The sequence below is a fragment of the Pseudomonas sp. Lz4W genome, assembly GCF_000346225.2.
GTDB lineage: Bacteria > Pseudomonadota > Gammaproteobacteria > Pseudomonadales > Pseudomonadaceae > Aquipseudomonas > Aquipseudomonas paraversuta.
This window is the reverse complement of sequence record NZ_CP017432.1, coordinates 4,352,418-4,365,359: the sequence shown is the minus strand read 5'-3', so window position 1 is coordinate 4,365,359 and position 12,942 is coordinate 4,352,418. Positions and strand designations below refer to the sequence as shown.

Sequence of the window (12,942 nt, the reverse complement as noted above, 5' to 3'; positions counted from 1 at the left end):
TTTATTCAGGCTAAGGTAAAATTTGTGAACGTTCTTAATTGAACATGCGAATTTTCGGCGAATGTCGTCTTCATAGTATAACCAGATTGCTTGGGGTTATATGGTCAAGTGAAGAAGCGCATACGGTGGATGCCTTGGCAGTCAGAGGCGATGAAAGACGTGGTAGCCTGCGAAAAGCTTCGGGGAGTCGGCAAACAGACTTTGATCCGGAGATGTCTGAATGGGGGAACCCACCTAACATAAGTTAGGTATCTTAAGCTGAATACATAGGCTTAAGAAGCGAACCAGGGGAACTGAAACATCTAAGTACCCTGAGGAAAAGAAATCAACCGAGATTCCCTTAGTAGTGGCGAGCGAACGGGGACCAGCCCTTAAGCTGTATTGATGTTAGCGGAACGCTCTGGAAAGTGCGGCCATAGTGGGTGATAGCCCTGTACGCGAAAACATCTTTGCAGTGAAATCGAGTAGGACGGAGCACGAGAAACTTTGTCTGAATATGGGGGGACCATCCTCCCAGGGCTAAATACTACTGACTGACCGATAGTGAACTAGTACCGTGAGGGAAAGGCGAAAAGAACCCCGGAGAGGGGAGTGAAATAGATCCTGAAACCGTATGCGTACAAGCAGTGGGAGCCCACTTTGTTGGGTGACTGCGTACCTTTTGTATAATGGGTCAGCGACTTATTTTCAGTGGCAAGCTTAACCGAATAGGGGAGGCGTAGCGTAGCGAGCGAGTCTTAATAGGGCGTCTAGTCGCTGGGAATAGACCCGAAACCGGGCGATCTATCCATGGGCAGGTTGAAGGTTGGGTAACACTAACTGGAGGACCGAACCGACTACCGTTGAAAAGTTAGCGGATGACCTGTGGATCGGAGTGAAAGGCTAATCAAGCTCGGAGATAGCTGGTTCTCCTCGAAAGCTATTTAGGTAGCGCCTCATGTATCACTGTAGGGGGTAGAGCACTGTTTCGGCTAGGGGGCCATCCCGGCTTACCAAACCGATGCAAACTCCGAATACCTACAAGTGCCGAGCATGGGAGACACACGGCGGGTGCTAACGTCCGTCGTGAAAAGGGAAACAACCCAGACCGTCAGCTAAGGTCCCAAAGTTATGGTTAAGTGGGAAACGATGTGGGAAGGCTTAGACAGCTAGGAGGTTGGCTTAGAAGCAGCCACCCTTTAAAGAAAGCGTAATAGCTCACTAGTCGAGTCGGCCTGCGCGGAAGATTTAACGGGGCTCAAACCATACACCGAAGCTACGGGTATCATCTTAGGATGATGCGGTAGAGGAGCGTTCTGTAAGCCTGTGAAGGTGAGTTGAGAAGCTTGCTGGAGGTATCAGAAGTGCGAATGCTGACATGAGTAACGATAATGGGTGTGAAAAACACCCACGCCGAAAGACCAAGGTTTCCTGCGCAACGTTAATCGACGCAGGGTTAGTCGGTCCCTAAGGCGAGGCTGAAAAGCGTAGTCGATGGAAAACAGGTTAATATTCCTGTACTTCTGGTTATTGCGATGGAGGGACGGAGAAGGCTAGGCCAGCTTGGCGTTGGTTGTCCAAGTTTAAGGTGGTAGGCTGGAATCTTAGGTAAATCCGGGATTCTAAGGCCGAGAGCTGATGACGAGTTAACTTTTAGTTAACGAAGTGGTTGATGCCATGCTTCCAAGAAAAGCTTCTAAGCTTCAGGTAACCAGGAACCGTACCCCAAACCGACACAGGTGGTTGGGTAGAGAATACCAAGGCGCTTGAGAGAACTCGGGTGAAGGAACTAGGCAAAATGGCACCGTAACTTCGGGAGAAGGTGCGCCGGTGAGGGTGAAGCATTTACTGCGTAAGCCCACGCCGGTCGAAGATACCAGGCCGCTGCGACTGTTTATTAAAAACACAGCACTCTGCAAACACGAAAGTGGACGTATAGGGTGTGACGCCTGCCCGGTGCCGGAAGGTTAATTGATGGGGTTAGCTAACGCGAAGCTCTTGATCGAAGCCCCGGTAAACGGCGGCCGTAACTATAACGGTCCTAAGGTAGCGAAATTCCTTGTCGGGTAAGTTCCGACCTGCACGAATGGCGTAACGATGGCGGCGCTGTCTCCACCCGAGACTCAGTGAAATTGAAATCGCTGTGAAGATGCAGTGTATCCGCGGCTAGACGGAAAGACCCCGTGAACCTTTACTATAGCTTTGCACTGGACTTTGAATTTGCTTGTGTAGGATAGGTGGGAGGCTTTGAAGTGTGGACGCCAGTCTGCATGGAGCCAACCTTGAAATACCACCCTGGCAACTTTGAGGTTCTAACTCAGGTCCGTTATCCGGATCGAGGACAGTGTATGGTGGGTAGTTTGACTGGGGCGGTCTCCTCCTAAAGAGTAACGGAGGAGTACGAAGGTGCGCTCAGACCGGTCGGAAATCGGTCGTAGAGTATAAAGGCAAAAGCGCGCTTGACTGCGAGACAGACACGTCGAGCAGGTACGAAAGTAGGTCTTAGTGATCCGGTGGTTCTGTATGGAAGGGCCATCGCTCAACGGATAAAAGGTACTCCGGGGATAACAGGCTGATACCGCCCAAGAGTTCATATCGACGGCGGTGTTTGGCACCTCGATGTCGGCTCATCACATCCTGGGGCTGAAGCCGGTCCCAAGGGTATGGCTGTTCGCCATTTAAAGTGGTACGCGAGCTGGGTTTAGAACGTCGTGAGACAGTTCGGTCCCTATCTGCCGTGGACGTTTGAGATTTGAGAGGGGCTGCTCCTAGTACGAGAGGACCGGAGTGGACGAACCTCTGGTGTTCCGGTTGTCACGCCAGTGGCATTGCCGGGTAGCTATGTTCGGGAAAGATAACCGCTGAAAGCATCTAAGCGGGAAACTTGCCTCAAGATGAGATCTCACTGGAACCTTGAGTTCCCTAAAGGGCCGTCGAAGACTACGACGTTGATAGGTTGGGTGTGTAAGCGCTGTGAGGCGTTGAGCTAACCAATACTAATTGCCCGTGAGGCTTGACCATAACACCCAAGCAATTTGCGTTCTTGGTTGCAAGAACAGACAAGTTGCGGTGTGTGAAGACGATACAAACCGAAAGTTTGCACAACACACAAATCTATTACATACCCATTCGCTGGAACGTTGACCGCAAGGTAAAACGCGCTGGCTACCGAATTTCTTGACGACCATAGAGCATTGGAACCACCTGATCCCATCCCGAACTCAGAAGTGAAACGATGCATCGCCGATGGTAGTGTGGGGTTTCCCCATGTGAGAGTAGGTCATCGTCAAGATTAAATTCCAAACCCCCTGTCTGCTCACGCAGACAGGGGGTTTGTTTTTGTGCCGAGAAAAGTTGCAGCCCGCGATACGCTGCAACAACTCTTCCGCTGTCGCTGAATGCGCAAGGCAGCAGGTGGCACAGGGCTTCTCTTGCCCAAGACTTACTGTCTATCGCAGCCTTCGGTAGCGACTACAGGGCCGGACCGGTCTTGCAATACTCCACCAATGCTCCCGGGCAATGATAAGGTTCGCCTTTGGATTTGCTCTCTCCTAAGGATGCCGTCATGCCGGTTGCTACGTCCCTCAATGCGGGTTTTATGGTGGTTCACGGTAACCGCCTTGATGAGTTGCGCAGCCTGGTTGTGAGCTGGATGCGCCGCTACCCTCTGGCTCCTTTGGAGAACGAAATTGCTTTGGTGCAGAGCAACGGTATCGCCCAATGGCTGAAGCTGGCTCTGGCGGAAGATGCCCGGGACGATGACCTTGGCGGCTGTGGTATTGCCGCCGCGGTAGACGTGCAGTTGCCCGGCAGTTTCATGTGGCAACTTTATAGAGTCGTCCTGGGCAGTGAACAAATCCCTGCAACGTCCCTGCTCGATAAGGCCCCGCTGACCTGGCGCCTGATGCGCTTGCTCCCGGCGCTTATCGATCAGCCGCACTTCGAACCCTTGCAGCGCTTCCTTACCCATGACAGCGATCTGCGCAAACGCTATCAGCTGTCAGAGCGGCTGGCTGACCTGTTCGACCAATATCAGGTTTACCGGGCCGACTGGCTGGAAGATTGGGCCGCAGGCCGCCATCAATTGCGCAACGCCCGGGGTGAAAGTCCGGCCCTGAGCCCGGCTAACTGCTGGCAGGCCGAACTCTGGCGTGCGTTATTGCTCGATGTGGGTGAGGAGGGCATGTCCCAGAGTCGGGCCGGTGTTCACCAGCGCTTCATGGATAAGATCAACAGCCTTGAGCAAGCGCCGCCCGGTCTACCGGCCAGGGTGATTGTATTCGGGATTTCTTCACTGCCCGCCCAGGCGCTCGAAGCCCTGGCCGGACTTTCCCGTTTCAGCCAGGTGCTGCTGTGCGTACACAACCCTTGTCGCCATCACTGGTCAGACATCGTTGCGGATAAAGACCTGCTGCGTCACCAGTACAAACGTCAGGCGCGCAAAGCGGGAATGCCTGCAGCCCTGGACCTGGATATCCTGCATCAACACGCCCACCCGTTGCTTGCAGCCTGGGGCAAACAAGGGCGTGACTACATCAATCTGCTCGACAGCTACGATGACCCCAATAGTTATCGCGCTGCTTTTCGTGATGGCCGTATCGACCTGTTCAGTGAGGTGCAACCGCTGAACCAGCTGAACCAGTTGCAGGATGACATCCTCGAACTGCGCCCCCTAAGCGAAACCCGCGAGTTATGGCCCGCCGTCGATTTGGATCAGGATCAATCAATCCGCTTCCAGGTTGCCCACAGTGCGCAGCGCGAAGTCGAGATCCTTCACGACCAATTGCTCGCCCGTTTCGCAAAATATCCTCAGTTGCAGCCGCGGGATGTGATCGTGATGGTGCCGGATATCGACAGCTACGCGCCCCATATCCGTGCGGTATTTGGCCAGATCGAGCGAGACGACCGCCGGCTCATCCCCTACACCCTGGCAGACCAGGGCCAGCGTGGCCGTGATCCGCTGCTGATCGCCATCGAGCATCTGCTCAAGCTGCCGGACAGCCGTTTTCCCGTCAGTGAAATTCTCGACTTGCTGGATGTTCCTGCCCTGCGCGCACGCTTCAACGTACAAGAGCGCGACTTGCCGACCCTGCATCGCTGGATTGAGGGTGCGGGGATTCGTTGGGGACTGAATGCTGAGCAACGGGCCGGCCTCGGTTTGCCGGCTCATCTGGAACAAAACAGTTGGCGCTTTGGCCTGCGCCGCATGTTGCTCGGTTATGCCGTCGGCAGCGCCGAAGCCTGCGATGGCATTGAGCCTTATGATGAAATTGGCGGTCTCGATGCGGTACTGATCGGCCCCCTCGTGGCATTGCTGGACGCACTGGAAATTGCCCACCAGGAGCTGTCCCGACCGGCTTTGCCGGGGCAATGGGGCGAGCGCCTGCAGGCATTGGTGCAACTGTTTTTCCAGGCAGAAACCGAACATGACGATTACCTGCTGGCCCAGCTCGAAGAGCTTCGCGAAACCTGGCTCGAGACCTGTGAGCTGGTCGGTCTGCAAGACGAGTTACCGCTAACCGTAGTACGTGAAGCCTGGTTGGCCGGGCTTGATCAAGGCAAGCTGTCGCAGCGCTTTTTGGCCGGGGCGGTGAATTTTTGCACCCTGATGCCGATGCGGGCCATTCCGTTCAAGCTGGTATGCCTGTTGGGCATGAACGATGGCGACTACCCGCGTGCGCAACCACCGCTTGATTTCGACCTGATGGGCAGTGACTACCGCCCGGGTGACAGATCCCGCCGGGAAGATGACCGCTACCTGCTGCTCGAAGCGCTGCTTTCTGCACGGGATCAGCTCTATATCAGCTGGGTCGGGCGCAGTATTCGCGACAACAGCGAGCGTCCTGCCTGCGTATTGATCGGGCAACTGCGCGACCACCTGGCCAGCGGCTGGCAACTGGCGGGCGGGGGTGACTTGCTGCAAGCCATGACCCAGGAACATCCGCTTCAACCCTTCAGTACCCGCTATTTCCATGAAGGTAATTCCAACCTGTTCAGCTATGCCCGGGAATGGCAGCGTTTGCACGAGCCCCAACCGGCACCTGTTGCGCCGGGCATCCTGACCGCGCACGAACAAGAAGAACCTTTGAACCTGACCCAACTGCAGGACTTCTTGCGTAATCCTGTACGGCACTTCTTTAGCCAACGTTTGAAAGTGTTCTTTGAGGCGGCCGAAGTGCCTCTGGCAGATGAGGAACCCTTCGTACTCGACGCGTTACAGCGCTACACCCTGAGCGACAGCTTGCTCGAAGCCGCATTGGCGCAGCCAGACCAGCCTGAACAGGCCTTGCATACCCGGGCCCTGCGTTTACAGGGCAGCGGTCTGCTGCCCATGGCCGGTTTTGGCGAGAGTCTGCAGCAAGAACTGATAGAGCCACTTCCAGATGTACTACAGCGCTATCAGCAATTACTTGCCCTTTGGCCTACGCCGCTCAATAGCGCGCTTCCCGTCAGCTTTGAGTCAAACGGCCTGACTCTGGAAGGCTGGCTGAGCAATCTGCATCAACGCAGTGACAAGGGCCTACTGTCCGTCACGACTATTCCTAACAGTATTGGCGCGATCAAAACCCGTAAATGGCATCGCTTGACCCGGCCCTGGGTCAACCATCTGGTCGCTTGCGCCAGTGGCCTGGACATGTCCACTGCGTTGGTAGCCAGCGATGACACCTTGCTGCTCGCGCCTCTGGAGGCCAAGCACGCCAGTGAAATTCTTGGCAACTTGCTGATGGCCTGGAAAGTCGGCATGGGCCGCCCGTTACCCATTGCGGTCAAAACAGCCTTCGCCTGGCTGGCCCAGACCGATCCGGCCAAAGCCGATGCCGCGGCGCAAAAAGCCTACGAAGGTGACGGCCAGACCAGCGATGGCGAGCGTCGCGAAAGTGCCGCACTCGCACGCCAGTTCCCTGATTACCCGGCCCTGATGGCCAGTGAAGAATTTGCAGAGTGGTGCGATGCCCTCTATCGACCACTCTTTGATGCGCCATGGCGTTCATTGAACAGCGAGGCGTCCCGCTAATGAACGAGCAAAAAACACCTCTGGCCCTGGCCTTTCCCCTGCGCGGCAGTCAACTGATCGAGGCCAGCGCGGGCACCGGCAAAACCTTCACCATCTCGGCACTCTATTTGCGTTTGATTCTGGGGCATGGCGCCGGGGAGTCGGGCTTCGGCCGCGAGTTGCTACCCCCGCAAATCCTGGTGGTGACCTTCACCGATGCCGCGACCAAAGAGCTGCGTGACCGTATCCGCACCCGGCTCGCTGAAGCCGCGCGGTTCTTCCGTGACGAGATCGAAGCCCCGGACGCCCTGGTTGCACAACTGCGGGACCAGTTCGCGCCCGGGCAATGGGCCGCCTGTGCCGGGCGCCTCGATATCGCAGCACAGTGGATGGACGAAGCTGCCGTTTCGACCATCCACAGTTGGTGCCAGCGGATGCTGCGTGAACATGCCTTCGACAGTGGCAGCCTGTTTACCCAGACCCTGGAAACCGACCACAGCGATTTGCTTGGCGAAGTACTGCGCGATTACTGGCGACTGTTTTGTTACCCCATGCATGGCGATGCCTTGAACTGGGTGCGCGCCAACTGGAGTGGCCCGGCCGCCTTGTTACCGCGGGTTCGCGCCTTGTTCGGCAGCTCAAGGGCGCCTGAAAATGTGGAGCAAACACCGGCCTCGATGATCGAAGCCTGTTTGCTGGAACGTCGCCAGGCCCTTGCACAGCTGAAAACCCCCTGGTTGCAATGGGCCCAGCAGCTGCGTGAAATCTGCCTGCAGGCCGTGGCCGCCAAAGCGGTGGACGGCAGGAAAATGCAGGCCCGTTATTTTGAACCCTGGTTTGAAAAACTCAGTGCCTGGGCGGCTGACGAATCTCTGGAGCAGCTGGATCTGGGCACAGGTTTCACCCGCCTGACCCCCGATGGCTTCGCAGAAGCCTGGAAAGGCGAGCCCCCGCAGCATCCGGCGCTGGACGCCATGCACGGCCTAAAAGCCGCGCTTGATGCCTTGCCGACGCCGGATGCCGCAGTTCTTGAACACGCCGCTTATTGGGTGAGCAAACGTTTTGAAGAGGAAAAGCGTCGGCGTGCCGAGATGGGCTTTGACGACATGCTGCTGCGGCTCGACGCGGCGTTGCAGGCCGACGGCGGCGAGCGTCTGGCAACCCTGATTCGCGAGCAGTTTCCGGTGGCCCTGATTGACGAGTTCCAGGACACCGACCCGGTGCAGTACCGCATCTTCGAGACCATCTACCGTATCGAAGACAACAGTCCCGATACCGGCCTGTTCCTGATCGGCGACCCGAAACAGGCGATCTATGCCTTTCGCGGCGCCGACATCTACACCTATTTGCGTGCCCGTCACGCCACCAGTGGCCGACTGCATACCCTTGATACCAACTTCCGCTCCAGCCATGTAATGGTCGAAGCGGTGAACCACGTATTTGCCCGGGCCGAGCAGCGGGACAGCGGGCGGGGGGCATTTTTGTTCCGCGAAGGTCCGGAGAATCCGGTGCCCTTTGTGTCGGTCAAATCCCAGGGCCGTAAAGAAGTCCTGCAACTGGATGGCCAGCCCGCCACTGCGTTGACCCTTTGGCAACTGCCCTCCGAGCAGCCGCTGTCAGGTGTCATTTATCGTCAGCAACTGGCAGCGGCCTGTGCCAGCCAAATTGTTGAGTTGCTCAATGGCGGTCAGCAAGGTCGGTGCGGTTTTGCCCAGGCGGGCAAAGCCCTGCGCGGTGTATTGCCGGCAGACATTGCCATTCTGGTACGTGACGGTAAGGAAGCTCAGGCGGTCAGGCGTGAATTGTCGACACGGGGCGTACGCAGCGTTTACCTGTCTGATAAGGATTCGGTCTACGCCGCCCAGGAAGCCCACGATGTACTGGCCTGGCTCAAAGCCTGTGCCGAGCCGGACGTTGAACGCCCGCTGCGGGCCGCCCTGGCCTGCATCACCCTCGACCTGCCGCTGATTGAACTCGAACGTCTGAATCAGGACGAATTGGCCTGGGAATCCCGGGTCATGCAATTCCGGGGCTACCGCGAGATCTGGCGCAAGCAGGGTGTGCTGGCCATGTTGCGCCGACTGCTGCATGACTTCCAATTGCCTCAGGCGCTGATTGCCCGTGTCGATGGCGAACGGATATTGACCAACGTCCTGCACCTGTCCGAACTGCTGCAGCAGGCCGCCACCGAGCTGGATGGCGAACAGGCGCTGATCCGGCATCTGGCCGAGCACCTGGCGCTATCCGGGCAGGCCGGGGAAGAACAAATCCTGCGCCTTGAAAGTGACGAGCAACTGGTCAAAGTGGTGACCATTCACAAGTCCAAAGGCCTGGAATACCCCTTGGTATTCCTGCCGTTTATTTGCTCCACCAAACCTGTGGATGGCAGCCGTTTGCCGCTGCATTATCACGATGATGCGGGCAACCCGCGGGTGAGTTTAAAGGCCACGCCAGAGCTGATAACCCAGGCCGATGACGAGCGTCTGGCCGAAGACCTGCGCCTGCTCTATGTGGCCCTGACCCGGGCCCAGCATGCTTGCTGGCTGGGGGTGGCCGACCTCAAGCGCGGTAACAACAATCGTTCGGTGCTGCACCTTTCAGCACTGGGCTATTTGCTCGGAGGTGGTGCGCTGCTGGCCGAGTCCGCAGGATTGCAGGGTTGGCTGACTGACTTGCAACAAGACTGCGCGGCGATCCGCTACTTGCCCGTGCCGACGGCCAGCGAGGCGAAATTTTATCCACCGCTCAATCAGGCGACCCTGCTCAAGCCGCTGCTACCGGCACGTCGGGCAGCGGAAAACTGGTGGATCGCGTCCTACAGTGCCTTGCGTATTGGTGACAGCCTCAGCCCCGCCGAAGCCCCTGAAAGCGCCCTGGCGCAAAAACTCTCGGACGATGAGCGGCTTGATCCGGATGCGCCGCGTGAAGTGCTGCTCAGTGGCGGCGACATTCACCGGTTTCCCCGCGGGCCCAATCCCGGAACCTTCCTCCATGGTCTGCTCGAATGGGCGGGCGGCGAAGGCTTCAAGGCAGACCCGCAGGCCATCCAGGATGCCGTGGCCCGGCGTTGCAACCGTCGCGGCTGGCAAGGCTGGATCGAGACCCTGAGCGACTGGTTGCAGCATCTGCAAGATGAGCCGCTGCGCCTCAATAACGGTCAGCCGGCGGTGGTCCTCAGCGAGCTGAGCCAGTATCAGATCGAAATGGAATTCTGGTTTGCCAGCCACAAGGTTGATGTCCTGCAACTGGACAGGCTGGTACGCCAGCACACCCATGGCGGTGCCGCACGTGCGGCAGCGGAACCGAGCCTGCTCAATGGCATGTTCAAAGGCTTTATTGACCTGACGTTTGAACACCAGGGGCGTTACTACGTGGCGGACTACAAATCCAACTGGCTGGGTGCCGACGACTCGGCCTACACCGAGCAAGCGATGACGGCCTCCATACTGGATAACCGCTACGACCTGCAATACGTGTTGTACCTGCTGGCCCTGCATCGCCAGCTAAAGGCCAGGTTGGCCGATTACAACTATGACCGGCATATGGGCGGCGCGCTCTACCTGTTCTTGCGCGGTACCCGGTCCCAGGGGCAGGGCGTGTTCTTCACCCGTCCGCCCAGACTATTGATCGAAAGCCTGGACCTGATGTTCCAGGGCAAACCTGCGGCACAACAGGCAGAGCCGGCGTGGGAACAGGGAGTGTTGTTATGAGTCGTTCATTTGCCGAGCTGTTGCCTACCCCGCTGACGGCCGAGAGCCTGGCCCGGCTGCAACCCTTGCACCGGGCCGAAGATTTACTGCTATTGCTGGAGCGCTGGGTGGAGCGCGGCTGGCTGCGCGCTCTGGATAAAGCCTTTGTCGCATTTCTGCATGAGCGCGACGCCCATGGCGATCCATTGGTGCTGCTGGCGGCGGCGTTGACCAGCCACCAGCTGGGGCACGGGCACGTCTGCCTGGACCTGTTTGAAACCCTGAAAGAGCCCGATTTCGCGCTGTCCCTGCCGCCTGAGGGGGATGTGCAGACCGGTGCCATGTTGCTGCCCTCACAATTACTCGAAGCGCTGGATGGCGACGCCTGGTGCAAGGCTTTGCAAGCCAGCCCGCTGGTAGAGCATGCCGGCCAGTCGCTGGCCGATGCCGCCAGCCGGCCATTGGTGCTGAGTGACCGGCGTCTGTATCTGCGTCGTTACTGGGCGTATGAGCGGCGCATCGACAGCGCATTGCGCCAACGGCTGGCAGCCACTCAAGTGACCTCTGCGGATTTGCCTGCGCGCCTCGACAGCCTGTTCGGCAGCCCCGCCGCGAATGCGCCGATTGACTGGCAGAAGCTGGCCTGCGCCCTGGCCACCCGGGGCGCGTTCAGCATTGTCACCGGCGGTCCCGGTACGGGTAAAACCACCACGGTGGTACGTTTGCTGGCACTGCTTCAAGCCCCGGCCGTTGAAGCGGGGACCCCGTTGCGGATCCGTCTTGCCGCGCCGACCGGCAAGGCAGCGGCACGCTTGACCGAGTCCATCAGTCTGCAAGTCAAGTCACTGGAAGTGGACGACAAGGTCCGGCAAAAAATCCCCAGTGATGTCACCACCGTTCACCGCCTGCTTGGCAGTCGCCCCGGCACCCGGCACTTCCGCCATCACGCGGGCAACCGTTTGCCGCTGGACGTGCTGGTGGTTGACGAGGCCTCGATGATCGACCTGGAAATGATGGCCAACCTGCTCGATGCACTGCCCGCCCATGCCCGGCTGGTGCTGCTGGGGGACAAGGACCAGCTGGCGTCGGTTGAAGCCGGTGCCGTGCTGGGGGATTTGTGTCGCGATGCCGAAGCGGGTTGGTACACCCCGCAAACCCGGGAGTGGCTGGAGCACGTCAGCGGCGAAAGCCTGGCCGCCAGTGAATTGCAGCAAGACCTCGACGGTTCTCATCCGTTAGCCCAGCAAGTGGTCATGCTCCGCCATTCGCGGCGCTTTGGCGAAGGCAGCGGCATCGGCCAGCTCTCGCGCCTGGTCAATCGTCAGCAATCCGATGCTGCGCGGGCGCTATTGGCGGCCGGCAGCCATGCCGACCTTTTTGCCCTGTCCCTCAAGGGTGAACAGGACCGTGCCTTTGAGCGCTTGGCGCTGGAAGGGCGAGGGGCGCAGGCCAAAGGCTATCGACACTATCTTGAGGTGTTGCGCGAGCAGCGCCCGGCAGCCGAGGCGGGGCTCGAAGATCCCTGCTGGGGCGCGTGGGCCGGCAAGGTGCTGGAGGCGTTCGAAGCGTTTCAAGTACTGTGTGCGGTGCGCAAAGGCCCCTGGGGTGTCGAAGGTCTGAATGAACGCATCACCCGTGCCCTGTTCGGCCACAAGCTGATTGACAGCGATCAGCACTGGTACGAAGGTCGCCCGGTGCTGATGACCCGCAATGATTACGGCCTGGGGTTGATGAACGGCGATATCGGCATTGCTCTCAAACTCCCTGAGCGTGACGGACTGACACCAAAGTACGTGTTGCGCGTGGCTTTCGCTCGCAACGACGGGCAGGGCGGCATTCGCTTTGTGCTGCCAAGCCGCCTCAATGATGTGGAAACGGTGTACGCCATGACCGTGCACAAATCCCAGGGCTCGGAGTTCTCCCACACCGCGCTGGTGCTGCCGGAAGCGCTGAACCCGGTATTGACCAAGGAGCTGATTTACACTGGTATCACCCGGGCCAAACACTGGTTCAGCCTGGTCGAACCGCGTGCCGGTGTCTTCGAAGAAGCGGTACAGCGCAAGGTTAAGCGCTTGAGCGGCTTGATGCTGGGGCTGAAGTAGCCGTGGTCAAAGAGGATTTGCCCCCTGCTTATGGCCCTGGCCGCAACTTGCGGCAGAACCTCGGGGCATGAGTCCTGCGCAAACCGTTGCGGGCCGGGCATAATGTGACGCGCATCACGTTTTGATGCGCGCCGTGCTATCGTTGCGACATCACTCACCTAATGAATACAGAGATTTC

Annotated in this window: 3 protein-coding genes and 2 rRNA genes; all 5 read left to right on the top strand. The window is 58.4% G+C overall.

Translation table 11 applies throughout. The annotated features are described in order from the left end of the window. Positions 1–102: 102 nt before the first annotated feature. The 5 genes from B195_RS19915 to recD all read left to right on the top strand — a co-directional run bounded on the left by B195_RS19915 (position 103) and on the right by recD (position 12,764). A 23S ribosomal RNA gene (locus B195_RS19915) occupies positions 103–3,000 on the top strand. A 155-nt stretch (positions 3,001–3,155) separates the two neighbouring features. Continuing rightward, positions 3,156–3,271, top strand: a 5S ribosomal RNA gene (gene rrf / locus B195_RS19910). 273 nt (positions 3,272–3,544) lie between these two features. Then, positions 3,545–6,994, top strand: a complete 3,450-nt coding sequence (gene recC / locus B195_RS19905) for an exodeoxyribonuclease V subunit gamma (RefSeq protein ID WP_003439368.1) — start codon at positions 3,545–3,547, stop codon at positions 6,992–6,994. After that, positions 6,994–10,683, top strand: a complete 3,690-nt coding sequence (gene recB / locus B195_RS19900; RefSeq protein ID WP_003439370.1) for an exodeoxyribonuclease V subunit beta — start codon at positions 6,994–6,996, stop codon at positions 10,681–10,683. Before recC ends, recB begins: the two co-directional genes overlap by 1 nt. Beyond that, positions 10,680–12,764 carry an exodeoxyribonuclease V subunit alpha gene (recD, locus tag B195_RS19895; protein ID WP_003439372.1) on the top strand — a complete coding sequence of 695 codons (2,085 nt, stop codon included), beginning with the start codon at positions 10,680–10,682 and terminating at the stop codon, positions 12,762–12,764. Before recB ends, recD begins: the two co-directional genes overlap by 4 nt. Positions 12,765–12,942 lie beyond the last annotated feature (178 nt).

Bases quoted from the DNA above. Each gene is read 5' to 3' on its own strand.
- recC (WP_003439368.1), top strand. From the start codon at position 3,545: ATGCCGGTTGCTACGTCCCTCAATGCGGGTTTTATGGTGGTTCACGGT.
- recB (WP_003439370.1), top strand. From the start codon at position 6,994: ATGAACGAGCAAAAAACACCTCTGGCCCTGGCCTTTCCCCTGCGCGGC.
- recD (WP_003439372.1), top strand. From the start codon at position 10,680: ATGAGTCGTTCATTTGCCGAGCTGTTGCCTACCCCGCTGACGGCCGAG.